This window comes from Deinococcus ficus (assembly GCF_003444775.1).
GTDB lineage: Bacteria > Deinococcota > Deinococci > Deinococcales > Deinococcaceae > Deinococcus > Deinococcus ficus.
In genome coordinates, this window is the sequence record NZ_CP021081.1 from 672,119 (window position 1) to 694,371 (window position 22,253).

Annotated in this window: 24 protein-coding genes; 11 read left to right on the forward strand and 13 right to left on the reverse strand. The window is 71.5% G+C overall.

The window, feature by feature from the left end; genetic code table 11:
• Nucleotides 1–282: 282 nt before the first annotated feature.
• The 3 genes from DFI_RS03390 to DFI_RS03400 all read left to right on the forward strand — a co-directional run bounded on the left by DFI_RS03390 (nt 283) and on the right by DFI_RS03400 (nt 4,263).
• Nucleotides 283–2,004, forward strand: a complete 1,722-nt coding sequence (locus tag DFI_RS03390; RefSeq protein WP_022800088.1) for an ABC transporter substrate-binding protein — start codon at nt 283–285, stop codon at nt 2,002–2,004.
• Between the two features lie 217 nt (nt 2,005–2,221).
• Nucleotides 2,222–3,244 carry an ABC transporter permease gene (locus tag DFI_RS03395; RefSeq protein WP_022800087.1) on the forward strand — a complete coding sequence of 341 codons (1,023 nt, stop codon included), beginning with the start codon at nt 2,222–2,224 and terminating at the stop codon, nt 3,242–3,244.
• Complete coding sequence (locus DFI_RS03400; protein WP_022800086.1) at nt 3,244–4,263, forward strand: ABC transporter permease; 1,020 nt, start codon at nt 3,244–3,246, stop codon at nt 4,261–4,263. Before DFI_RS03395 ends, DFI_RS03400 begins: the two co-directional genes overlap by 1 nt.
• 58 nt (nt 4,264–4,321) lie before the next feature.
• Here the strand turns inward: DFI_RS03400 and DFI_RS03405 are convergent, their stop codons facing one another.
• The 4 genes from DFI_RS03405 to DFI_RS03420 all read right to left on the reverse strand — a co-directional run bounded on the left by DFI_RS03405 (nt 4,322) and on the right by DFI_RS03420 (nt 7,742).
• Nucleotides 4,322–4,762 carry a hypothetical protein gene (locus DFI_RS03405; protein ID WP_118375820.1) on the reverse strand — a complete coding sequence of 147 codons (441 nt, stop codon included), beginning with the start codon at nt 4,760–4,762 and terminating at the stop codon, nt 4,322–4,324.
• Nucleotides 4,763–5,656 carry a CAF17-like 4Fe-4S cluster assembly/insertion protein YgfZ gene (gene ygfZ / locus DFI_RS03410; RefSeq protein WP_027461945.1) on the reverse strand — a complete coding sequence of 298 codons (894 nt, stop codon included), beginning with the start codon at nt 5,654–5,656 and terminating at the stop codon, nt 4,763–4,765.
• Between the two features lie 65 nt (nt 5,657–5,721).
• Nucleotides 5,722–6,825, reverse strand: a complete 1,104-nt coding sequence (hemA, locus tag DFI_RS03415) for a glutamyl-tRNA reductase (RefSeq protein WP_027461946.1) — start codon at nt 6,823–6,825, stop codon at nt 5,722–5,724.
• 107 nt (nt 6,826–6,932) lie between these two features.
• The gene (locus DFI_RS03420; RefSeq protein WP_051307447.1) at nt 6,933–7,742 is read right to left on the reverse strand and encodes a uroporphyrinogen-III synthase; all 810 of its coding nucleotides are present in this window, start codon (nt 7,740–7,742) and stop codon (nt 6,933–6,935) included.
• A gap of 132 nt (nt 7,743–7,874) precedes the next feature.
• Between DFI_RS03420 and DFI_RS03425 the strand changes: the two genes are divergently transcribed.
• Nucleotides 7,875–8,618: an RNase H family protein gene (locus tag DFI_RS03425; protein ID WP_027461947.1), complete on the forward strand. Its 744-nt coding sequence runs from the start codon at nt 7,875–7,877 to the stop codon at nt 8,616–8,618.
• A 3-nt stretch (nt 8,619–8,621) separates the two neighbouring features.
• On the opposite strand, the gene DFI_RS03430 is transcribed toward DFI_RS03425, so the two are convergent.
• The 7 genes from DFI_RS03430 to DFI_RS03460 form a co-directional block, all read right to left on the reverse strand.
• Nucleotides 8,622–8,999 (reverse strand): hypothetical protein, encoded by a 378-nt coding sequence (locus tag DFI_RS03430; RefSeq protein ID WP_027461948.1) that lies wholly within the window; start codon nt 8,997–8,999, stop codon nt 8,622–8,624.
• A complete protein-coding gene (locus DFI_RS03435) occupies nt 8,992–9,552 on the reverse strand; it encodes a VUT family protein (RefSeq protein ID WP_022800079.1) in 561 nt (186 codons plus the stop codon). The genes DFI_RS03430 and DFI_RS03435 overlap by 8 nt, the downstream gene beginning before the upstream one ends.
• A gap of 156 nt (nt 9,553–9,708) precedes the next feature.
• Complete coding sequence (locus DFI_RS03440; protein WP_118375821.1) at nt 9,709–10,344, reverse strand: NUDIX hydrolase; 636 nt, start codon at nt 10,342–10,344, stop codon at nt 9,709–9,711.
• An 81-nt stretch (nt 10,345–10,425) separates the two neighbouring features.
• Nucleotides 10,426–11,136 carry a hypothetical protein gene (locus DFI_RS03445; protein WP_043776921.1) on the reverse strand — a complete coding sequence of 237 codons (711 nt, stop codon included), beginning with the start codon at nt 11,134–11,136 and terminating at the stop codon, nt 10,426–10,428.
• Nucleotides 11,137–11,157: 21 nt separating this feature from the next.
• Nucleotides 11,158–12,165, reverse strand: coding sequence for a GNAT family N-acetyltransferase (locus DFI_RS03450; RefSeq protein WP_051307449.1), 1,008 nt, complete (start codon nt 12,163–12,165; stop codon nt 11,158–11,160).
• Nucleotides 12,155–13,144 carry a GNAT family N-acetyltransferase gene (locus DFI_RS03455; protein WP_027461951.1) on the reverse strand — a complete coding sequence of 330 codons (990 nt, stop codon included), beginning with the start codon at nt 13,142–13,144 and terminating at the stop codon, nt 12,155–12,157. The genes DFI_RS03450 and DFI_RS03455 overlap by 11 nt, the downstream gene beginning before the upstream one ends.
• A complete protein-coding gene (locus tag DFI_RS03460) occupies nt 13,141–14,136 on the reverse strand; it encodes a GNAT family N-acetyltransferase (RefSeq protein ID WP_027461952.1) in 996 nt (331 codons plus the stop codon). The genes DFI_RS03455 and DFI_RS03460 overlap by 4 nt, the downstream gene beginning before the upstream one ends.
• 92 nt (nt 14,137–14,228) lie before the next feature.
• On the opposite strand from DFI_RS03460, the gene DFI_RS03465 reads away from it, so the two are divergent.
• From DFI_RS03465 to rplT, 7 genes are all read left to right on the forward strand, one after another.
• Nucleotides 14,229–14,915, forward strand: coding sequence for a PIG-L deacetylase family protein (locus DFI_RS03465; RefSeq protein WP_027461953.1), 687 nt, complete (start codon nt 14,229–14,231; stop codon nt 14,913–14,915).
• A gap of 136 nt (nt 14,916–15,051) precedes the next feature.
• The gene (locus tag DFI_RS03470; RefSeq protein WP_051307451.1) at nt 15,052–15,888 is read left to right on the forward strand and encodes an alpha/beta fold hydrolase; all 837 of its coding nucleotides are present in this window, start codon (nt 15,052–15,054) and stop codon (nt 15,886–15,888) included.
• 28 nt (nt 15,889–15,916) lie between these two features.
• Nucleotides 15,917–16,714 (forward strand): nucleotidyltransferase domain-containing protein, encoded by a 798-nt coding sequence (locus DFI_RS03475; protein ID WP_043776923.1) that lies wholly within the window; start codon nt 15,917–15,919, stop codon nt 16,712–16,714.
• 14 nt (nt 16,715–16,728) lie between these two features.
• Nucleotides 16,729–18,282, forward strand: a complete 1,554-nt coding sequence (locus DFI_RS03480) for an alpha-amylase family protein (protein ID WP_051307452.1) — start codon at nt 16,729–16,731, stop codon at nt 18,280–18,282.
• A gap of 207 nt (nt 18,283–18,489) precedes the next feature.
• Nucleotides 18,490–19,308 carry a GNAT family N-acetyltransferase gene (locus DFI_RS20550; RefSeq protein WP_027461956.1) on the forward strand — a complete coding sequence of 273 codons (819 nt, stop codon included), beginning with the start codon at nt 18,490–18,492 and terminating at the stop codon, nt 19,306–19,308.
• Nucleotides 19,309–19,448: 140 nt separating this feature from the next.
• A complete protein-coding gene (gene rpmI / locus DFI_RS03490) occupies nt 19,449–19,649 on the forward strand; it encodes a 50S ribosomal protein L35 (protein WP_022800068.1) in 201 nt (66 codons plus the stop codon).
• A gap of 3 nt (nt 19,650–19,652) precedes the next feature.
• Nucleotides 19,653–20,006, forward strand: a complete 354-nt coding sequence (gene rplT / locus DFI_RS03495) for a 50S ribosomal protein L20 (protein ID WP_022800067.1) — start codon at nt 19,653–19,655, stop codon at nt 20,004–20,006.
• Between the two features lie 154 nt (nt 20,007–20,160).
• On the opposite strand, the gene DFI_RS03500 is transcribed toward rplT, so the two are convergent.
• Nucleotides 20,161–20,853 carry a GntR family transcriptional regulator gene (locus DFI_RS03500; protein ID WP_022800066.1) on the reverse strand — a complete coding sequence of 231 codons (693 nt, stop codon included), beginning with the start codon at nt 20,851–20,853 and terminating at the stop codon, nt 20,161–20,163.
• Between the two features lie 142 nt (nt 20,854–20,995).
• Nucleotides 20,996–22,000, reverse strand: a complete 1,005-nt coding sequence (gene moaA, locus DFI_RS03505) for a GTP 3',8-cyclase MoaA (protein ID WP_027461957.1) — start codon at nt 21,998–22,000, stop codon at nt 20,996–20,998.
• Nucleotides 22,001–22,253: the final 253 nt, after the last annotated feature.

A 22,253-nucleotide genomic window follows, 5' to 3' on the forward strand; every position in this document is an offset into this window, starting at 1 on the left:
TATGGCACACCCCTCCCGGCCTCCCGCCCGGCAGAAATGCCCTTGTGCACGACCTGAACCGGACCTGCCGGAACCCGGGGGCACCGGAGTCTGGATGTCTGGTCCTCCCGGGCCGCCGGGCCCCGAAAAGCCGCGCTGAGGGGGGGGCGGTGGGGGGAAATCTGCGGAACTTCACACACGTGCATGAGCAGTCGGTTATGATGCGCGCCGTAGTCCAACTCAGTTTCAGGAACCCAGGGGTCAGAACGGCCCCCCGGACCTGCGCATATCCCCAGGAGGAATATGAAGAAATTTGCTGCCCTCGGCACCCTGCTCATCCTCACCACGGCCCTCGCCGCCGCCCCCAAAGACACCCTGGTCGTCCAGCTGTCCTCCGACATCCCCACCATGGACCCTGGCGTCACCTACGACACCGCCTCCGGCGAAGTCGTGGAAAACATGTACGAAACCCTGATCACCTACAAGGGCGCCAGCCTGAGCCAGCTCGAGCCCCTGCTGGCCACCGCCTGGAAGATCAGCAACAACAGCAAGACCTACACCTTCGACCTGCGCAAGAACGTCAAGTTCCACAGCGGCAACACCATGACCTGCGCCGACGCCGAGTACAGCTTCGAGCGTAACCTGGTCACCAACAGCGCCGAGTCCGGCAACTGGTTCATCGCCGAGAGCCTGCTGGGCACCGGCAGCAATGCCAACGACGACAAGACCATCACCTGGGCCCGCATCGACAAGGCCGTCGAGTGCAACAACGCCGGCCAGCTCGTCTTCAACCTGCCGAAAGTCGACCCCGCCTTCCTGGCGAAGCTCGCCTACGTCGGCCAGAGCGTCGTGGACAGCAAGCACGCCGCCAAGATCGGCGAGTGGAGCGGCAAGGAAGCCGACTGGAAGAGCTGGGTGGGCAAGGACCTGACCGCCAGCAAGCTCGCCAGCCAGCCCAGCGGCACCGGCGCGTACAAGCTCGTCCGCAAGGACGCCAACGCCGCCCTGTTCACCGCGCACGACGCGTACTGGGGCAAGAAGCCGGCCATCAAGAACGTCATCATCCAGAAAGTTCCCGAGCCTGCCGCCCGCTACCAGGCGTTCCTCCGCGGCGACGCTGACCTGATCGAAGGCACCGGCCGCGCCGGTGACACCGACAGCGTCAAGGGCAAGCCCGGCGTCGTGTGGGTTGAAGGTATCCCCAACACCAGCGCCAGCGCGTTCTTCATGAACCAGAACATCAAGGCCACCGGCCTGCTCGGCAGCGGCAAGCTGGACGGCAAGGGCATCCCCGCCAACTTCTTCAGCGACGTGAACGTCCGCCGGGCCTTCAGCTACGCGTTCGACTACGCCGGTTACATCCGCGACGTGCAGGACGGCCAGGGCATGCAGCGCACCGTGCTGCTCCCCGACACCTTCCCCGGCTACGCCGCGAACGTCAAGAAGTACACCCTGAACACCAACCTGGCCAAGGCGTACTTCCAGAAAGCCTGGGGCGGCCAGCTCTGGAAGAACGGCTTCGTGCTGACCGCGAACTACCGCGCCGGCAGCAAGGCCGCCCAGACCGCCATGGAAATCCTCAAGAAGAACATCGAGAGCCTGAACCCCAAGTTCCGCGTCAACATCCAGTCCAAGCCCTGGAGCGAGATGCTGGAATCCAGCAAGAAGGGCCAGGAAGCCATGATCGTCATCGGCTGGGCGCCTGACTACGCCGACCCTGACAACTTCATGTACACCTTCTACAGCAGCAATGGGTACTACTCCCCCCGCAGCAACTTCAAGGACGCCAGCGTCGACAAGTGGCTCGAGCAGGCCCGCAGCACCACCAACACCGCCGAGCGCAACCGCCTGTACGCCCTGGTCGCCAACCGCGCCTACGAGCAGGCCCCCTACATCCTGATGCCCGCCGGCGTCGGCTACCTCTTCCACCGCGACAACCTGGTGGGCGCGAGCAAGGCAAACTTCAACACCATGATCAGCTTCGCCTTCACGGGGACCTTCTGGAAGGAACTCAGCAAGAAGTAAGCGCCCGACTGACCTGCCCCCCTGGGCAGCGTCCGCACTGACCGCGGGCGAGGTGACCACTCCGTCACCTCGCCCGTTTCAGGTTCTGCGAACGGGGTTCTTAAAGTTCACTCTGAATCCTGCGATACTGTGGGGCGGTTACCCATGATCCTGCACACCGCAACCCGACTGTCATTCCCTGCCCGGCCGGCCCTCCGGCCGGGCCACAGAGGAACCCATGCTTAATTTCGTCCTCCGGCGACTCATCCAGGTGCCGATCGTCATCGTGGTGCTGTCCATGATGGTGGTCGGCATGACCACGATGCTGAGCCCCGACCAGCGCGTCGCGCCGTACATCCGCTCCGAGCAGCAGGCCGCGCAGAAAGACAAGATCATCGAACAGCTCGGTTTCAACGACCCCTTCATCGTGCAGTACACCCGCTGGGCGCAGAAGACCCTGTCCGGCGACCTGGGGTACTCCCGCGCGAGCAGCAAGGACGTGGTCGCCACCATCAAGGAGCGCCTCCCCGCGACCCTGGAACTCACGCTGGTCACCGCCATCCCGATCATGCTGATCGCCATCTGGCTCGGGACGCTGGCCGCGCTGCACAAGGACCGCTTCATTGACCAGGTCGTGCGCGTCCTCGCGGTGCTCGGGTACAGCCTGCCCACCTTCGTGCTGGGCATCGTGCTGCTGGCCATCTTCTACGCGAACCTGAACTGGCTGCCCGGCACCGGGCGCCTCGAAGCCATCAACGAATTCTCCGTCGGGGACCTCAGGCGCTACACCGGCCTGCTCACCCTGGACACTGCGCTGAACGGCCGCTGGGACCTGTTCCTCGACGCGATCCGCCACCTGGTGCTGCCCGCCGTGACCCTGATCATCGTGCTGTCGGCCGACATCCTGAAGGTCATGCGCAACAACATGCTCGAGGCGCTCACCAGCGACTACGTGCGCACCGCGCGCGCCAAGGGCCTGAGCGACCGGGTCGTGAACATGAAGCACGCCCGCCGCAACGCCCTGCTGAGCATCGTGACCCTGGGCGGGTTCCTGATCATCGGCCTGCTCAGCGGGTCCCTGATCACCGAAACCATCTTCGCGTACCCCGGCGTGGGCCAGTGGGTCGTGGACGCCGCCCGCCAGACCGACCTGGCCGCCGTGCTGGGCTTCGCCATGCTTTCCGCCGTGATCGTCGTGCTGGTCAGCACCATCGTGGACCTGCTCTACGGCGTGATTGACCCGCGCGTGAGGTTCGACTGATGACAACGACCGCCGCCCCTGACCGCCTGCGCGGCAAATCCCGGTTCCAGCAGTTCTGGGTCAGCCCCGCCATGCGCAAACTGCGCCGCAACCCCCTGGCCATCACCGGCCTGATCATCACCCTGCTGTTCGTGCTGATGGCGATCTTCGCGCCGTTCCTCGCCAAACCCAGCGGGGACTGCATGCGCGACCTGAACATCGCCACGCCCAACGAGGTGTTCAAGCCCGGCGTGGCCCTGCAGGCGATCTTCGCGCCGCCCAAGGCCTGCTACAAGACCGAACGCCTGAGCTTCCAGGCGCAGCCCGGCGCGCCTGACGCCCGCGCGCCCTTCGGCACCGTGAACGGCTACAACATCTACTACGGCCTGATCTGGGGCGCCCGCACCGCCCTGAAGATGGGCTTCGCGATCGTGGGCATCACCCTGATCGTGGGCATCCTGGTCGGCGCCATCAGCGGCTACTACGGCGGCTGGGTGGACAACCTGATCCAGCGCTTCATCGACGTGATCTTCGCGCTGCCGCCCCTGATCATGACCGTGGTCGTCCTGACCATCCTGCGCGCCCGCCTGATGGGCGGCGGCACCGAGTACGACCCGACCTTCCCGATCATCGTGGCGTTCTCCATCACCGGCTGGGCCGGGTACGCCCGCATCATCCGCGGGGAAGTGCTGCGCACCCGCCAGCTCGAGTACGTGGACGCCGCCCGCGCCCTGGGCGGACGCGACATGCGCCTGATCCTCAAGCACGTCGTGCCCAACAGCGTGGCCTCCGTGTTCACCATCGCCGTGCTGAACCTGGCCACCGTGCCCCTCGGCATCGCCGCCCTGTCCTTCCTGGGCCTGGGCTTCGAGAGCGGCTACAGCGAGTGGGGCCAGCTGGTCGACGCCGCCCGCGCCTGGCTGAAGTTCGACTACTGGTACGTGCTGGCCTACCCCGCGGCCTTCATCATCCTGTTCAGCCTGGCCTTCAACCTGTTCGGCGACGGCCTGCGCGACGCGCTCGACCCCAAGACCCGCTGAACCCCGCATCACAGGCGGCCCGCACGAAAGATTCCGTGCGGGCCGCTTCCTTGGTATCTCAGCGCGCGAACCGGTCCAGCCGCGCCTGCCCCCACAGGAAGAACGCCGCAGCCAGAGCGAACAGCGCCAGCGCCGCCAGCGGCTGCGCCAGCAGCGAGCACCCGAACAGGAACGGCACCGCCGGCGCCGACGCCGCCTGAATGGCCGCGCCCACCTGCGCCTGCACCGGCGGCAGGTCCGTGGCCCGCGCCGTGCGCCCCGCCAGCCACAGCGCCCCGCCCGCCACCCCGGCCGCCAGCACTGCCAGGCCTAGCACCACCGTTACCGGCAGAAGCGCCGGCTGACCCAGCAGGGCGTACGCGGCGCCCAGCACCACGCCCGGCGCGGCCAGCACCCCGAACGCCAGCCGGTACGCCCGCCCCGCCGCCCGGCGCCGCGCGGCCGGAGAGCCGTCCCGCAGGTCCAGCAGCAGCGGCTCGATCAGGGACCGCCGCGCCACTCAGCCGCCCGCCGGGTCCGGCCGGGCCTGCACGATGGCGGGCCGGCCGGCCACCAGCACCGCCGTGCCCGGCTCGAGCTCCTTGCGCACCCGGGCCACACTGCGGCCCCCCGCGAAGTGGCCCGCCTGCCCGACCGTCCGGCCGTCCAGGGTCACTTCCGCACCCGCCGGCCAGCCCTCCGGGCCCTCGGCGTCCAGGCGGGCCAGGTGGTAGCGGGTGTTGCCGCGGGCCTCCAGCCGGGCCATGATCTCCTGCCCCACGTAGCAGCCCTTGCGGTAACTGATCGCCGGAAGGGGCCCGTTCACGTCCAGGCCGATCTCCTGCGGGAGCGTGCCGGCCAGGGCGTCACGGCTCACGTCCGGCAGGCCCGCCTGCACGCGCCGCTCCTCCAGCGCCTCCAGGGGAGCCTCCCGGCCCCCCAGCGCGGCCAGGACGGCCGGCTCGTCCGCCAGCAGGAAGTGCAGGTCCAGGCCCGGCGTACCCGTGCGGTTTACCCGTGCGGTCAGCACCGTGCCGCCCCCCCCGGGCAGGGCGAACGCCTGCACGTCCGCCCCGGCCGGATCCCAGCCGGGCAGGTCCGCCTCCTGCCAGACGTGCACTGTGCCCAGCGTGCCCGTCAGGTCCTCCAGCTCCACCTGATCAAAGATCCGGTAGCGTTTCAGGCGCGCCAGCAGCGCCGGGGCGTGCCCCGCGTCCAGGTGCACGTAGATGTCGTCCGCGCGGCGGTACACCCGGGCGAACTGCTCGATCTGCCCGCGCACGTTCAGGAAGGCGCAGGGCACCATCCCCGGCACGGGCGCGCGTTTCAGGTCGCCGGTCATCTGGCCGTGTATGAAGTCCACTCGGTCCGCGCCGGTCACGCGCAGGCTGCTGGAAGGAATCCGGGTCCACATGCCGCCAGTATGCCGTGAGCGCGCGGGCCGGGCCGTCCCGGGCCTCACCTTCCGGCGAGGTCGGCTCAGTCGCAGGCCTGACCGACCAGCTGGGGCTGCCGGGCGGGCGCCAGCTGCGCCTCGCGGGTCAGGTGCCAGCGCGACAGGTCCGCGGCGGCCTCGCGCACGATAGCGCGGGCGTGCGGCAGCGCCGCGCGGCGGGAGTCCAGGTTGCGGCTCACGAGGTCCTGCAGGTCGTCCAGGTTGCGCAGGTGCGCGCCGGGCACGCCCGCGATGTCCGGGTTCAGGATGCGGGGCACGCTGATGTCGATCAGGAACATGCCCCGCGCCCGGCCGGCCAGGGCCGCCTCGACCTCGGTGGCGCCCAGCACGTAGTGCGGCGCGGCGCTGGAGGCGATCACCACGTCCGCCTCGGGCAGCACCTCCTGCAGGTACTCGTGCGCGCAGGCCCGGCCGCCCAGCTTCTCCGCCAGGGCCTGCGCGCGCTGCGCGGTGCGGTTCACCACGATGACGTCCTGCACGCCGGCGGCCCGCAGGTGCGTCATGGTGAGTTCCGCCGTCTCGCCCGCGCCGATGATCAGGGCGGTGCGCTGCCCCAGGTCCCCCAGGGCCTCGCGGGCCAGTTCCACCGCGGCGCTGGACACGCTGACCACCCGGTCGCTCATCCCCGTCTCGAACCGCACGCGTTTCCCGGCGGCCAGGGCGCCCTGCGCGATCTTGTTCAGCAGCGGCCCGCTCAGGCGCAACTCGCTGGACGCCTGCCAGGCGCGCTTGACCTGCCCCTGGATCTGCGTCTCCCCGATCACCAGGCTGTCCAGGCCCGCCGCGACGCGGTACAGGTGCTGCACGGCCGCCTCCCCGCGGTACACGTACAGGTGCTCGGAGAAGGCCTCGCCCCACGCGGCCTCGAAGGCGGCGGTGGCCGAGGTCCGCAAGCCCACCAGGTACACCTCGGTGCGGTTGCAGGTGGCGAGCAGCAGCACCTCCCGCGCGTGCGCCGCGAGGCGGCCCAGCAGGACCTCCTCGAACCCGGCGCGCACGGCGGCCCGCTCGCGCACCTCCACGGGTGCGGTCTGGTGGTTCAGGCCCACCACCACGAAATCCAGGGGGGCGGGCTGGGCGGGCATGGCGGCCAGGAAGCCGCGCGCGGTGGGGCAGGTGAGGGTCACGCTCGGTCCGCCTGCCTGGACGTCGGGACGCGCCTGACCCCGGTGCGGGGGAGGGGCCACGGGACGTGCCAGCACTTCATGAAGACAGCATACCCGACCCTGGCGGGTCACTCGTCCCGGACCGAACGGTCAGAAAGCTGATCTGGACGGGATTTCGTCCCCTCAGACGGCACGGCCCCGAACACCGCCTGCGCCAGTTCATGAAGACCCGGGCGCGCCGCCACGACCACCTGCCCGAAACCCAGCGCCCGCGCCACCTGCGCCGAGGGCTCGCCCATCACCACCACCGTGCCGCCCACGCCCACCTGAGCCGCCAGCCCCCGCACCGCGCTGCCCGAGGCCAGCACCACCGCGTCCGCCCGGCGCAGCGCCGCGCACTCGGCCAGCGTCAGGCGGGTGGGCTCCGTGCGGTAGGCCTCTACGCGCCGGTACCCCACGCCCCGCGCCGCCAGCGCCGCGCCCAGCGCCGGCTCGGACCGCTGCGAGGTCAGGTGCCACACCACCTCGCCGGGCCAGGCGGGCAGCTCGGCACCCAGCACGCTCGCCTCCGCCCGCGACGGCTGGAACGCCGGACGCAGCCCCACGGCCTCCAGCACCGCCGCCGTGCCCGCCCCCACCACCGCCAGCCGCAGGGTGCCCGCTCTCGGCCCGGCCCCCAGGGCGGCCAGCGCCTCCCGCAACGCCCGCGCGCCCTGCGGGCTGGTCACCGCCAGCCACCCCTCGCCGCCCGCCGCCAGCCGCGCCTGCACCACGGCGTGCCATGCCGCGACGTCCGCAGGGGGCGTGAAGCGGATCAGCGGCACCTCCACCACCTCCACCCCTCCCACGCTCAGCAACTCTGCGAGGTCGCCGTTCGTGCCGGCCGCCCGCGTGACCGCCACCAGCGGCCGGTCCGGAGGGGAGGGCGCGCGGGACATGCCCCCAGCCTACCCCGGGCAGGTTGTCCGGTTCTTGGGACTCGGCGCGCGGGCGGCGCGCATCCCCGATAATGCACGGACCGCCGTGAGTCCCCGACCCGCCACCCCGATCCCCCCACCCGGACGACCCGCATGAACCACGCGTTCGTGGACGCCAGCTGGAACGAACAGCCCGACGGCAGCGGCCTGGGCGGCTGGGGGCTGGTGCTGCTGCGCCCCGGGCACCTGCCGGAACGCTACCAGGGGCAGCTGGACTCGACGGACAACAACGCCGCCGAACTGCGCGCCGTGCTGGAAGCCGTGCGGCTTGCGCCGGCCGGGGAGCTGCTGGCCGTGTACACCGACAACCAGGCCGTGATCGCCACCCTGGCGCGCGGCCGCGGCCCGGAACTGCTGCAGGACCCCGCCCGCGAGGTGCATGAGGAGGCCGCCGCCCGGCAGGTGGGGCTGCGCGTGGGGTACGTGCCTCGCACCCGGCGGCACCTGCGGGCCGCGCACGACCTCGCCAACGACGCCCGGCGCGGCACCAGCCCCGCCTCTCTGGTGTCCGGGGCGGAGGTGCTGATCGAGCAGCGGGCCGGGCAGCACGAGGCCCGGGTCACGCTGCGCCGCAGCAACGGGCAGCGCACCGAACGCGTCACCGCGCACGTGCAGGACGATCCCCTGTCGGACATGCCGCCCAGCGCCCGGGCGCTGCTGACTGCCGTGACCCTCGCGCAGCCCGGCGAGACGCTGCACGTGCGCCGCGCCAGCAAGGTCGCGCAGGCACTGTGGCAGCGGCCCGAACGCGCCCTGCGCCCGGCCGTGCAGGCCGAACTGAATCGCGCCCGCGCCGAGGCGGACGGCGCGGGCGTGCAGGTCGTGTTCACGGCCTGAAGGTCAGGGCGTGGGGCTGGGCCGCGCCTCCACCGTCACGCGCTGCTCCTGCCGCAGCCCCCGCAGGCCCACCTGCGCGGCCGCCGTGACCGGCACGCCGACTGCGTCCGCGGCGTCCTGCGCCACCGTCTGCACGAAGAACTCCATGTCCCGCACCACCGGATGCGCGACGAAAGCGTCCATATAAGCGTCCAGGCTGAACAGTTCCAGCAGCTGCGTGCCGGGCCGGTACCGCAGCGTGAGGGTGCTGCCCGGCGCCGGGTTGTGCGTGGCGGGGCACAGTTCCGGCAGGTGCAGCACGTGCTCCACAACCGTGTCCAGGTCCGGGCGGGCGTTCCCGATGGTCCGCAGCCGCGCGGCCGGGGTCGGGACCTCAGGCATCCGCGGGCCGGGCGCCGGCGCGGCGGGCCCGCAGGGCGAACAGGGCCGCGATGGCGTACTTGGCGATGATGTCCGCGAAGATGATCTGCAGGATGTCGCGCGTGCTCATGTCGCCGTAGAAGGCCAGCAGCGTGAAGATCACGCTGTCCAGCGGCACGCTCACCGCGTTGCTGGTCAGCACCCGAGTCCACCAGCTGCGGTGCAGCAGGCGCTGGTACACGGCCGTGTCGGCCAGCTCGCCCACCAGGATTGCCAGGAAGGACGCGCCGATAAACCGCCAGGGCGTGTCCAGGTACAGCGCGGCCAGCGTGTTCACCGCCAGCGCCAGCGCGATCGCCAGGTACACGGCGTTCAGGCCGCCCGCCCGGTGAATCCGGTCGCGCAGCGTGAACACCGCCGCGAAGAAGATGGTGCCCACGCTCAGCAGGCCGAACACCGGCAGCGGAATGAACTGGTTCAGGGTCAGGTTCGCCAGCAGGATGCTCAGCGCGTACAGGCCGATCAGGGCCAGGGGCAACGGAACGGCAAGGTTCCGCGCGTCGGACTTCAACATGAATGACCTCCCAGGTCACGGGTCTTCAGCCGCAGCGACATCACAGGTCACGGGCCGCCCCGCAGGATACGTCATCCGGCTGCCCCGGCCGGGCGCCCCGGCACAATGCGGCGTGCCCGGCCGCGCAGGGCGGGCCGGGCACACAGGAGGGCGGGGTCAGCGGCGGCGCAGGAAGCCCAGCGGCCCCCCCGTGCCCCGCGCCTCGCCCCCGGCCGGGGAGAGCGCCGTGACCGCCTGCGCGGCGGCCAGCAGCCACTCCGGCACGCCCCGCTCGCGCAGTTCCGCGCCCGCCACCCACTCGGCGCCGTGCACCTCCGCCGGGTTGGGGTTCAGAATGCCCGAGCAGTACTCCGCGCCGAATACGAGGTACAGGCGGCTGTCGGCCCGGCCGTCCTCGCTGCCGCGGCCCACGTAACTGCCGACCAGCCGCAGCTCACCCACGCCCAGGCCCACCTGCCGCAGCAGGATGCGGCGCAGCTGCGTCTCGGCGACGGCCTCGCCGGCCTCCTCGCGCAGGGTCAGGCCCGGCAGGCTCAGCGCGCCGCCCGGCAGGATCGGCCGCCGCGGCTGCACCAGCAGGAACGCCCCGCGGTGGTGCACCAGCCCGAACAGGCTGACCTGGAAGGTGGTGGAGGCCGGCGTGGCCGCGGCCGGCCGGGCGGAGGCGGGCGTGGTCAGGGTGATGTTCGGCGGTGAGGCGAACGGCACGCGGCGCGCCGGGGCCGCCGGCCGGGCGTCGGGAAGGTCAGGGGCGCTGAGCGTCGGGTCGGGCAGGGGTGCGGTCAGAGGCAAGGTCGGGTCTCCGGGGGGACCTCCCGGCGGGAACACGCGGCGCAGTGAAGCGGGAGGGCAGGGCACACAGGTTTGTGAGCTTTACCACACCACCGTAGCAGAAGAACGCCGCAGCGGCGAGGACAGCACCTCCCCGCCCAGCGCGCCCGCCACCTCGAAAAACGCCCCGTCGTGCGCCGGACTCGTCCAGGCCGGCGACTGCACGAGCAGCACCGCCTCCACCCCCCCCAGAATCGCCTCCAGGCCCCCCCAAGAGCCTTCCCCGGAGCGAGCCAGCGTGACCCGCGCCAGCACGTCCCCCGGCAACAGATCCGCCAGCTCCGCCTGGGTGCGGTCCAGGTCGAAGCCCTCCGCGACCGGCAGCCCGGCATGCCACGCCGGGTACAGGCAGGTGTACCGGCCGATCAGGCCCCCGCGCAGCCCCAGGCCCGCCCAGTTGCCCGGCCGCACCCGCGTGCCGTCCCCGCTGAAACTCACGAGATCATGGTGACTGTCCACGTTCAGCACGTCCCGGCCCGGAAAGCGCTGCAGCCACGCCCACGCCTCCGCATGACTGAGCGCCACGAACGCCGGCACACCCGCCAGCCCCCGCAACGCCTCCCAGCCGGGGTACAGCGGAAAGTCGTCCTCCAGCACCGACCAGTCCCGCCCGCCGCGCTTCACCGCCCGGTCCCGCCAGGCGTCCAGGCGGTCGTACTCCCGGTCGCGGGTGCCCCAGATGGGCGCGTCGAACACCAGTTCCCGCGTGCCGGAGAAAGCGTCCCAGTCCACCGAGAGCAGCGTGCCCGCCATGCCCGGCAGGATACCTGCCGCTCAGCCCTCGTCCACGCTGCCGCGCCGGAACGAGACCCACGCCGGCCGCGGCCGGAAGCCCAGCCGCTCGTTCAGCGCCAGCATCGGCCGGTTGGTCGTGGCATTCCCCGTCCAGATTTCCGTGACGCCCTGCTCCCGCGCCCACTCCAGCCCGCGCAGTTTCAGGGCCAGCGCCACTCCCTGGCGCCGCCACGCGCGGCGCGTGCCGGTCAGGCCGATCTCCAGGCGGTGCGGCCCGGCGTCCGAGCGCCACAGCTCCGTCAGGGCCACCACCTCGTCCGCGTCCGTCACCGCCAGGAACACGCCCTCCGGGCACGCGCTGGGCTCGGCGGCCCGCTTGGTGAGGTCCTCCAGGGTGAGTTCCGTGGCGGGCGCGGTGCGCGGCACGTCCGCCCGCGCCTCCGCGAACGCGTCATGAAAGGCGCGCATCGCCTCCTCACGGCCCAGCTTCTCCTGCAAAGCCGCGAACGACACGGCCCGCAGACCTTCCGGCAGGTGCCGCTCGGCCTCCCAGGCGGCCATATCAAACGTGCCCAGGTCCAGCACGTTGTCGAAAAAGCGCATGTGCTCCGTGAATCCCCGCGCCTCCAGGAACCGCACGGACACCGGCCAGGTCTCGTACGCCCCGGCCGACAGTTCCCGCGCGCCGCGGGCCTGCAGGTGCGCCTCGACCTCGGCGGCCAGCCGGGTCCCCAGGCCGTGCCCGCGCCAGTCCGGGTGCACGCCCAGGTCCAGCGAGTAGCGGTCCGGGTGGTACTGCCCCGGGAACTGCAGCACCGACGCCGCGCCCAGCACCTGCCCCTGCCACTCGGCCAGGACGTGCCACAGGTGCGGGTTCACGCTGGACTCCCGCAGGAACTTCAGTTCGTTCTCCAGGCTCTCGGCGGTGATGGGGTGGTCGGGGTTCACGGCCGTGAGCAGCGCCGCCACCGCCGCGTGGTCCGCAGGAGTCATCTCCCGGACGGTCACGGCTGCCGGGTCCAGCCGGTTCAGGGGTTCACTCGTCATATGTCGCCTCCACGTCCGCGGGCCCGATCTCGCCCAGGCGGAACTGAATGAGGGCCGGCTGCGGCCGGAAGCCCAGGCGGGCGTTCACGGCCAGCATCGGCGCGTTCGTCAGGTCGTTCTGCGTCCAGATTTCCCGCGTGCCGCGCGCCCGGGCGACCTCCAGGGCCGCCCGTTTCAGCGCGGTCGCCACGCCCCGGCCCCGCCACGCGCGGGCCGTGCCGGTCAGGCCGGTGTGCAGCCGCGCCGGCTCCGCCGGGTCGAGCCACAGCTCGGTCAGGCCCGCCACCTCGCCGGCGCCGGTCACCGCCAGCAGCATCCCCTCCGGCAGGCACAGGGGATGCGCCAGGTACTCCTCAATTTCCTCCGCGGTGTAGGGCGCGGCCGGCACGGTGCGCGGTTCGTCCGCGCGGGCCGCGTTGAAGGTGGCCCGGAAGGCCTCCAGCGCGGCGGTCCGGCCCTGCGCGACGATGAAGTCCGGCAGGGCCACGAGCCGCAGCCCGTCCGGCAGCCGCGCCCGGTCCGGCTCCGGGTGGGCGTCCAGCGTGAGCACGTGGTCCACCTCGCGCGACACCTCCCGGAAACCCCGGCCGATCAGGAACGCCACGGCGTGCGGCTGGTCCTCGGCCGCGGCGGCCCGCACCTCTCGCGCACCGCGGGCCTCCAGGTGCGCGCGCACGGCCCCGGCCAGCGCCGTGCCCACGCCCCGCCGCGCGTGACCGGGCGGCACGGTGATCACCGCGTGGTAGCGGTCCGGGTGGTGCGCGCCCGCCCACTGCGCCACGCCCGCGAACCCCACGACCTCCCCGCCGCGCTCCGCCACCCACTGGTGCAGGTGCAGCCCGCGGGGGCTGCTGCGCACCTTCTGCGCGGAGACCTCCAGCAGTTCGGCGGTCACCGGGCGGCGCGGATCGGCGGCCTGCATCACGGCGGCCACCGCAGGGTAGTCCGCGCGGGTCGCGTCCCGGACGTGCAGGGTCATGCGCCGTCCAGGTGCAGTTCGTAGCGGTAGCGGGTGTTCGTGCGCTGGAAGCCCAGCGCCTCGTTCATGGTCAGCATCGCCACGTTCGGCGCGTCGTTGAAGGTCTTGATCAGCCCGCCGCCCCGGGCGTCCAGGGCGCGCATGGCCGCGATCTTCAGCGCCTTGGCGACGCCCTGGCCGCGTTCGGCGCGCAGCACGCCGGTCATGCCGATGTAGTAGAACCCGCCCGGGTTCAGGCCCAGCGTGCTGTACCCCACCAGCGGCCCGGTCAGGGGGTCCTGCTGCCCGGGCCGCACGGCCACGAAGGACAGCTCCGGCTGCAGGGCCGGGTCTTCCAGTTCGTCCTTCACCCACTGGTCCAGGCTGCGTTTGGTGAGCACCGTGCCCATGGGCACGTCCTGGAACAGCTGCCAGTCGAGTTCATGCAGCCAGCGGCGGCCTTCCGGCCAGCCCAGCACCTCGGACAGCGGCACGAGCTGCACGCCCGCGTCGGCTACCCGGGCCATCAGGGGATCGAAGGTGCCCAGGTCGAGGCTGGCGGTGTGCAGTTCGGACTCGAAGCGCTCCCAGGCCACCCGGAAACCGCGGTGGTCCAGGAAGGCCCGGCCGGGCGCGTCACGGTCGCTGCCGCTGACCATGGTCCGCACCTCCCGCGCGCCCCGCTCCTTTACGCGGCGCAGCAGTTCGTCAAAAAGCGCCGTACCCACCCCCTGGTGCCGGTAATCCGGGTGCACGCCCAGGTTCCCCCAGTAGCGCCATTCCTCGAAGGAGAAGTCGTCGTGCCCGATGGCGCCCGCCCCCAGGATCTGCCCGTCCCGTTCGGCCAGCACCTCGGTGTGAAAGAGCTCCGGATTGCGGGTCGCCTGCCAGCGCAGCAGGTTCTCGGCGGTGGTGGGCCAGTCGGGGCTGGCGGCGGTCAGCACGGTCGCCAGGGCCTCGGCGTCCTCCGGGTAGCGGGGCGCGCGAAGGGTGAAGGAAGGAACAGTCGTCATGCCCTCATGGTGAACCGGGCCGCCTGCCGGGCACATGAGCAACATGGCGGAGGGCCGGGGCCGGGCGGCCGGGCGCCCGTATGCTGAGGCGCATGAGCCTGCCGGACCCCACCCGTGAGCGCCGCCTGAAGCTGCTGATCATCGTGCCCCACCCGGACGACGAGGTGTACGGCGCGTCCGGGACCCTGATGACGTACCTGGATGCCGGCGAGCCCTGCGGGCTGGTCACCCTCACGCGCGGCGAGGCCGGCCGCACCCTGGGCCTGTGCGACACGCCCGAGGAACTTGCCCGGATGCGTGAGGTGGAACTGGCCGCGGCGCTGGACACCATCGGCCTGACCCGGGACCCGGGCAGCGTGTTCGAGCACCACACGTTCCCCGACAAGTACCTGCAGGACCAGCCGCTGGACGCCCTGGCCGGCGTGGCCCGCGAGGCCATCACGCGCCTGAACCCGGAGATCGTGCTGACCTTCCCGCCCAACGGCAGCAACGGCCACCCGGACCACGTGACCACGCACCGCGCCGTGAAGGCCGCCTGGGACAGTCTGCCGGACAGTGAGCGGCCCCGGCTGTGGTACTACGCGTCCGACACGCCGCCCGAGAACGAGGCCCTGCGCGCGGCGTGGCTGCAGCCCACCGTCCGGCACGACGTGACCGCGTACGTGACCCGCAAGCTGCAGGCGATCGGCTGCCACCGCAGCCAGGCGCTGAGCACCGTGGACTTCCTGCGCAAGTTCCCGGAACGCATCACCGAGGAAACCTTCCACGAACTGAGCTGAGCCCTCCCCAGGCATATCGATTAACGCTGCGTGTGTGGGGCACGGGGGAGGGCCGCCCTACACTCCGGGCGGCCCAGCCCGCTCTCCACGTTCCCGTTCCCGCCCGGGCCTGCCCGGCGCCCCCGGAGGTTCCCCCATGCCGACCATCCAGACCCGTCACTTCAAGGCCCCGCAGACCGAGCTGTACTACGAGTCGTACGGCGAGGGCCGCCCCGTGGTGCTCATTCACGGCTGGCCGCTTTCGGGCCGCATGTGGGAACGGCAGGTGGACGCCCTGCGTCACGCCGGGTTCCGTACCGTCACGTACGACCGCCGCGGCTTCGGGCAGTCCGGCAAGACGCCCACCGGGTACGAGTACGACACCTTCGCCGCCGACCTGAACGACCTCCTGGAAACGCTGGACCTGCGGGACGTCACGCTGGTCGGCTTCAGCATGGGCGGGGGAGAGGTCGCCCGCTACGCTGCGCACTACGGCGCGGGCCGGCTGCGCAGCGCCGTGATGATGGGCGCCGTGCCGCCCCTGCTACTACAGACCGCCGACAACCCGGACGGCCCCATGACCCCCGACGCCATTCAGGGCATGGTGCAGGGCATCGCGCAGAACCGCCCGAAGTTCTTCGGGGAGTTCGCCAGGGCCTTCTTCAACCTGGACCGCCACGCTGACCTGCTCGGCGAGGAATACCTGGCGTTCACCGCCGGCCTGATCTACCAGGCGTCCCCGGTGGCGACCCAGGCCTGCGTGCACGCCTTTTCCGAAACGGACTTCCGCGCCGACCTGCCGCACCTGACCGTGCCCACCCTGATCCTGCACGGCGACAGCGACCAGATCGTGCCCTTCGAGAAGAGTGGCGCCCGCATGCCCGAATTCCTGCCGCAGTCCCACACCGAGGTCATCAAGGACGGCCCGCACGGCCTGTACGTGACGCACGCCGACGAGGTCAACCGCGCTCTGCTGGCCTTCCTGAACCGCTGAGCGCCGGGGGGCGGCGCATACTGCCGGGATGCCCGCGCCGCTCCCCGCCTTCCTGCCGGAGGTCGTCCGCGGCCTCCAGGCCGTGCCCGGCGTGCTGGGGGTCGCCCTGGGCGGCTCGCACGCCACCGGCACCGCCACCCCGCACTCCGACGTGGACCTGAGCGTCGCCTACGACGGCACCCTGGACCTGGACGCCCTGGGCGCGCTGTGCCGCGCGCTGGACGACACGCACGAGGCCCAGCCGTCCCCCGTCGGCGGGTGGGGGCCCTGGGTGGACGGCGGCGCGTGGCTCACCATCCAGGGCGCGCGCGTGGACGTCATCTACCGCGACCTGCCCCGCGTGCGGCAGAGCGTGCACGACGCCCTGGCCGGCCGCGTGGCCCTGCACGCCCAGACCGGACACCCGCACGGCATCCACGCCCACCACTACGCCGCCGAACTCGCCTGCTGCGTGCTGCTCTCCGACCCGGACGGGCAACTGGTCGCCCTCCAGCGGCAGGTCGCCACCTACCCGCCGGCTCTCTCGGCAGCCATGCAAAGCCACTACCGCTGGATGAAAGGCTTCTGGCTGGACGCCGCCGCCAAAGGCCTGAAGAAAGGGGACCGGCATTACGCCCGCGGCTGCACGTACGCCGCCGTGCACGCCCTCGCCGAGGAACTCTGCGCGCGGCACGGCGTGTGGCTGCTGAACGAGAAAGGCGCCCTGACGCGCGCCGCCGCCCTGCCCGGCGCGCCCCACGACCTGGAAGCCCGCGCCGAGGCCGCCCTGCGGGCCCTGGACCTTCCGGTCCTGCACGCCCTGCTGGCCGCACCCGAGGGGGCCTGACCTATGCTGGGCGCGTGCTGACCGGCTCCCTCCTGAACAGTGAACTGGCGACCGAACTGCGGCTCGCCTTCGACGACGACCGAGATGCCGAGACGTTCCTGCTGCGCCTGGACCGGCACGGCCCGGAACTCGTCCATCACCTCGGCGCCGTGTACGGCCCCCTGGCCCCCGCACTGCTGGACGGCCTGATCGAATCACTGCTGCACGCCACGCACGCCCGCCTGCCCGACCTGCGCCGCCTGGACGAGACCCGCCTGCTGCGCCCCGACCACTGGCAGCGCCCGGACCAGCTGGGGTACGCCGCGCCCGCCCACCGCCTGGGCGGCATCCTCGCGGACGTGCGCGGCCACGCCGCGTACCTGCACCAGCTGGGCGTGACCTACCTGCACCTGCACGGCGTTCTGGGCCACGAGGGCGGGCAGGCCGGCGACCACCGCGCCGTGCACCCCGCCCTGGGCACCCTGGACGACCTGAGCGCTCTGGCCCGCGACCTGCGCGCCCAGGGCATCAGCCTGGGCGTGGACGTCACCCTGGATTGCATTCCCGCCGCGCACGCCTGGGCTGCCCAGGCCGCGCAGGGCAACGCCCGGCGGCAGGCCATGCTGACCGGCGACGCCGCCGGGGACGGCACGCAGGCCCTGAACTGGGGCACCGCCGCCGTGTTCCGCGAAACGCTGGACGCCCTGCTGGACCTCGCCAACCGCGGCGTGGAGGTCCTGAATCTGCGCGGCTGGCAGCACCTGCACACCCCCCGCCCGGACGACCGCCCGGCCCTGCTGCACGCCCTGCGCTCCGCCCTGCTGGTCGTCGCCCCGGCCCTCAGCATCCGCCTGGACGCCCCCGATCCCGGCTACGCGGCCCTCGGCACCCGCGACCACAGCGGCCTCCTCAGCGACCTGCTGGACTTCCCGGTCCTGACCGGCCCCGTCTGGGTCGCCCTGCACGGGCACGACACCAGCGCCCTGGCCGCGGCGCTGAACGCCGTGCCCCCCCGGCCCGCCCGCCTCACCTGGCTGCCCCGCCTGCGGGACCAGGACGGCCGCACCGCCGCCGACCTCACCGGCCTGCACGCCGCCGCCACCCGCGGCGACGACCAGGACACCGACCGCGCCCTGCGCCGCCTGAACCTCCTGCACGCCCTGATTCTGGGCTTCGGCGGCGTGCCCCTGCTCAGCATGGGCGACGAGATGGCCCTCACCGAAGCGCACATGGACTGGACCCAGGCCGAAGCCGCCCGCGACGACATCCTCACCCCCTCCGGCCGCGCCTACGCCTGGACGCAGCGCATGGTCCAGGCCCGCGCCGCGACCCCCCACCTGCACGCGGGCGCCGGTACCCGCGCCGCCCCCAGCCCGGACGCCCGCGTGCTGCTGCTGCGCCGCGACACCCCGCACGGCCCCATGCTCGGCGTGTACAACTTCAGCCCCGACCGCATCCCCCTGAACCCCGCCACGCTGCGCGAGCACCTGGGCGACCGCGCCGAGGACCGCCTGAACGGCGGCACCCTGGGCTTCACCCGCCCCGTGAACCTCGACCCCTACGCCGCCCTGTGGCTCACCCAGCCCTGACCGGGTAGGCCAGGTGGCGGAGGACCACCGTTTTTCACGTACCCTCGGGCAAATGTGACCGCACGTCCCACTGCGCAACCCCGGAACAGACCGTTCCGGGGCGGTCACCTGGAGGTCCCATGAACCACAACCACATGACCTGCCCCCCATCCGCCCGCCTCCCGGTCACCGGTCCCTGCCCGGTGACCCGCCCCACGAGGTCACCCCTTGAACCACGAATTCACCGTCCGGCCCGCCACCCTCGCCACTCTCCCTGACGTGCACGCCCTGCTGCCCGACCCGCAGGACCGTGAACGCCGCACCGCCGACACCCGCCAGCGCATCGAGGACGGCAGGCTCAGCCCGGAGCAATTCCTGATCCTCCGCACCGACCGTGGGGTGGAGGGCGTGGCCCTGATCAGCCATGCGCCGTATTTCCCCGCCTTTCCCCAGGTTCGCCCGGACACGACGGATACGGCCCTCAGCGGCTTTCTCACTGAGCTGTACGCCCGCACCCCGCCCGGGAAAACGCTGGTCCTGCAGGACGACCGCTTTCCCCTCCGGGCCGAACTGGCGCAGGCCGCAGGCTGGCAGCCGGACGGCGCAGGGGCGCACGTCATGTACCAGACGGACCTGACCGCCCGCCCGTACAGCCAGGACCCGCACATCACGGAGTACCCGCACGGCACCGAATGGCCCCAGGCGGTCCGCGACCTGATGACCCGCCTGGGCCGGGCCGACTGGGAATCCTCGGAAGGCTGGACCCTGGTCAGCGTGCCGGATGACGCCGGCCACCCTGCGGGGCTGGCCGCGTCCGGCCCAGGCGGGCGTCCCGGGGAGATCAGCGTGAACATGCTCGGCGTCCGGCCCGACCAGCGCGGCCGGGGGCTGGGGCGGCGCCTGGAGGAACACCTGTTTGCCCGCGCCCTTCCCGCGTTCACGCGCCATGCGGGCGGCACGGACGCCAGCAACCATCCCATGCGCCGGATTCTGGAAGGCCTGGGTAGTCAGCTCGTCGCCACGCAGCTGTACTTCACGCGACCTTGACCCTGGCTCGTCGGGTCGCGTAAACTCTTTTCTTGGTCAAGTGGGACCGGGCAACCAACGGCCTTGAGCATGCAGGCGGCCCGATACCCCAGACAGAAGCCCCCAGACCGGGGTGCGACTGGACTACGAAGGAGGGCCTCATGCCCAAGATGAAGACGCACAAGATGGCCAAGCGCCGCGTGAAGATCACCGGCACCGGCAAGGTCATGGCGTTCAAGAGTGGCAAGCGCCACCAGAACACCGGCAAGAGCGGCGACGAGATTCGCGGCAAAGGCAAGGGCTTCGTGCTCGCCAAGAGCGAGTGGGCCCGCATGAAGCTCATGCTCCCGAGGGGGAAATAAACCATGCCGCGCGCCAAGACTGGGATCATCCGCCGCCGCCGCCACAACAAGGTGCTCAAGCGCGCCAAGGGCTTCCGCGGCAGCCGCAGCAAGCAGTACCGCAACGCCTTCCAGACGCTGCTGAACGCCGCGACGTACGAGTACCGCGATCGCCGCAACAAGAAGCGTGACTTCCGCCGCCTGTGGATCCAGCGCATCAACGCCGGCGCCCGCCTGCACGGCATGAGCTACAGCACGTTCATCGGCGGCCTGAAGAAGGCCGGCGTGGACCTGAACCGCAAGGTGCTGGCCGACATCGCCGCGCGTGAACCCGAGGCCTTCAAGGCCCTCGTGGACGCCGCCAAGAACGGCAAGTAACCCCCGGGCTCACGCCCACCGAACCGCCCCCACGTGGGGCGGTTTTTGTTGGACATGGAGATGGGGCCGGGGCAGCGGGTAGAGACCTGTTGCCGTGGGACACCAGGAAAAAGGACCGCCCGGGCAGCGGGGCGGTCCTTCTGCTGGCGGAAGCTCAGGGTTCGAAGGTGTCTTGGAAGGCGTAACGGTCGCCGCGCACCCAGTAGTTCACGTAACTGGCGCGGGTCTGACCGCTGTACGTGGTGCGGCGCAGCAGGAAGGCGGCGGTGCCGACCGGGACGCGCAGCAGGTCAGCTTCCTCCTGACGGAGGTTCACGGCTTCCAGGTTCTGCTCCACGCGGGCGAGCGGCACGCCGAGAGCGACCATCGTCTCGTGGATGCTTTCGGCGCTGAGGTTGTGGTCCAGTAGGCTGGGGACCAGCGCGGCGTTGATGTAGCGCTTCTCGATGACCAGGGCCTCGTCGCCGGCGGTGCGCAGGCGGTGCACGAAGATCACCGGGTCGCCCGGCTGGATCTGCAGGACCACAGCGATTTCGGGGGTGGCTTCGATCTGCATGGCGCGCAGCACGGTGGTGCGGTGGTCGGGGTGGCGGGCCCATTCCTTGAAGGGCCGCACGCGGAACATGCCCTGCCGGAAGCGTTTGCCAGTGGGGAAGGTGCCGGCGCCCTGCACGCGGTACACGTAGCCTTCGCGTTCGAGTTCGTCGATGGCGCGGCGGGCGGTCATGCGGGAGACCTCGAATTCGCGGGCCAGTTGCGGTTCACTGGGCAGCGGCAGACCTTCCGTGTAGTGGCCGCCCAGCAGGCGGTCTTTCAGGGTGGTCTTGATGAGCGGGTACTTCGCCATGTTCCCTCCAGGTCAGGCCATGAATCGCGCGGAACCGGGTGGCGCGCCTGGGCACGCCTTGATCTGCCGTTCATCTTAGGCGTGTGTGACGCCGGGCACAACCACTGGACGGGCTGTCACGGCAGCGGGAACGCGGGTGGCCTCAGCCGCCGATGTGCGACATCTCGACTTTCGGGCGGGCGCGGGTGGCCTCGCCGCGCTCCTCGCTGTAACGGTCCCGCCGGCCGCTCCACACGCGCGTGAGCAGTGTGCGCAGGTCCTCGTCGGTCGCGCCGGCGCGCAGGGGCGCACGCAGGTCGGTGCCGGCGCCGGAGAACAGACAGGTGTACAGCACGCCCACCGCCGACACCCGCGCGCGCGTGCAGTCCCCGCAGAAGGGGGCCGTGACCGAGGAGATCATCCCCACCTCATGCCCGGCGCCGTCCGTGTACCGCGCGGCGACCTCGCCCGGGTGGGCCGGGTCCAGCGGCCGGAATTCCGTGCCCTGGCCGTCCGCGCTCAGGCGCGCCAGCACCTCTCGGGAGGGGACCACGCTGTCCAGGTTCCAGCCGTTGTGGTTGCCCACGTCCATGAACTCGATGAAGCGCACCACGGCCCTGTCCCGAAGCGCCAGCCAGAACTCGCGCAGGCCGGTGTCGTTCACGCCGCGCTGCACGACCGTGTTCAGCTTCACCCGCATCCCCGCCTGAAGGGCAGCGTCGATGCCGTCCAGCACCTTCTCCGGCGACACCCCCAGACCGTTCATGCGGCCGAACACCTCCGGGTCCAGGCTGTCCAGGCTGACGGTGACGCGCCGCAGGCCGGCCGCCGCGAGGTCGCGGCTCAGGCGGGGCAGCAGCAGGCCGTTGGTGGTCAGGGCGACGTCCTCCACCCCCGGAATCGCCGTGAGACGGCCGATGAGTTCGGGCAGGTCGCGGCGCAGCGTGGGTTCCCCGCCGGTGATGCGCAGCTTGCGCACGCCCAGGCTCACGAACGCGCGGGAGAGGCGCTCGATCTCCTCGAAGCTCAGCACTTCGCTGCGCGGCAGGAAGGCGTAGTCGGAGCCGAACACCTCGGCGGGCATGCAGTACGTGCAGCGCAGGTTGCAGCGGTCCGTGACACTGATCCGCAGGTCGCGGAGTGGTCGGCCCAGCTGGTCCAGGAGCATTCGCACAGCATAGCCATCCTGCGGCGGCCCGCAGAGACAAGGGTCCCTATTTGGGTTTGCTGGTGCCTGAATCGGGCGGCCCTGTCTGAAGCGAGGTATCTAGACATTTGAATCCCCGCATCCTTTCTCCCCCTTTCTTGTCTAGACGGATGGTAGACCGGATTCTGTTACTGCCCGGCGGACCTCTTGCCAGCCCGCGCGGCCAGCCCCTACCCTGCACGTGACCACAAAGCACAAGGATTGCTGCAGGCCC

Excerpts from the sequence above, each read along its gene's own strand:
- DFI_RS03445 (WP_043776921.1), bottom strand. The coding sequence starts at position 11,136 with ATGGCGGGCACGCTGCTCTCGGTGGACTGGGACGCTTTCTCCGGCACG.
- moaA (WP_027461957.1), bottom strand. The coding sequence starts at position 22,000 with ATGCTCCTGGACCAGCTGGGCCGACCACTCCGCGACCTGCGGATCAGT.
- DFI_RS03500 (WP_022800066.1), bottom strand. The coding sequence starts at position 20,853 with ATGGCGAAGTACCCGCTCATCAAGACCACCCTGAAAGACCGCCTGCTG.
- rplT (WP_022800067.1), top strand. The coding sequence starts at position 19,653 with ATGCCGCGCGCCAAGACTGGGATCATCCGCCGCCGCCGCCACAACAAG.
- DFI_RS03460 (WP_027461952.1), bottom strand. The coding sequence starts at position 14,136 with ATGACGACTGTTCCTTCCTTCACCCTTCGCGCGCCCCGCTACCCGGAG.
- DFI_RS03420 (WP_051307447.1), bottom strand. The coding sequence starts at position 7,742 with ATGTCCCGCGCGCCCTCCCCTCCGGACCGGCCGCTGGTGGCGGTCACG.
- DFI_RS03450 (WP_051307449.1), bottom strand. The coding sequence starts at position 12,165 with ATGACGAGTGAACCCCTGAACCGGCTGGACCCGGCAGCCGTGACCGTC.
- ygfZ (WP_027461945.1), bottom strand. The coding sequence starts at position 5,656 with ATGTGGACCCGGATTCCTTCCAGCAGCCTGCGCGTGACCGGCGCGGAC.
- DFI_RS03470 (WP_051307451.1), top strand. The coding sequence starts at position 15,052 with ATGCCGACCATCCAGACCCGTCACTTCAAGGCCCCGCAGACCGAGCTG.
- DFI_RS03390 (WP_022800088.1), top strand. The coding sequence starts at position 283 with ATGAAGAAATTTGCTGCCCTCGGCACCCTGCTCATCCTCACCACGGCC.
- DFI_RS03455 (WP_027461951.1), bottom strand. The coding sequence starts at position 13,144 with ATGACCCTGCACGTCCGGGACGCGACCCGCGCGGACTACCCTGCGGTG.
- DFI_RS03475 (WP_043776923.1), top strand. The coding sequence starts at position 15,917 with ATGCCCGCGCCGCTCCCCGCCTTCCTGCCGGAGGTCGTCCGCGGCCTC.
- rpmI (WP_022800068.1), top strand. The coding sequence starts at position 19,449 with ATGCCCAAGATGAAGACGCACAAGATGGCCAAGCGCCGCGTGAAGATC.
- DFI_RS03425 (WP_027461947.1), top strand. The coding sequence starts at position 7,875 with ATGAACCACGCGTTCGTGGACGCCAGCTGGAACGAACAGCCCGACGGC.
- DFI_RS03465 (WP_027461953.1), top strand. The coding sequence starts at position 14,229 with ATGAGCCTGCCGGACCCCACCCGTGAGCGCCGCCTGAAGCTGCTGATC.
- DFI_RS03400 (WP_022800086.1), top strand. The coding sequence starts at position 3,244 with ATGACAACGACCGCCGCCCCTGACCGCCTGCGCGGCAAATCCCGGTTC.
- DFI_RS03435 (WP_022800079.1), bottom strand. The coding sequence starts at position 9,552 with ATGTTGAAGTCCGACGCGCGGAACCTTGCCGTTCCGTTGCCCCTGGCC.
- DFI_RS03395 (WP_022800087.1), top strand. The coding sequence starts at position 2,222 with ATGCTTAATTTCGTCCTCCGGCGACTCATCCAGGTGCCGATCGTCATC.
- DFI_RS03430 (WP_027461948.1), bottom strand. The coding sequence starts at position 8,999 with ATGCCTGAGGTCCCGACCCCGGCCGCGCGGCTGCGGACCATCGGGAAC.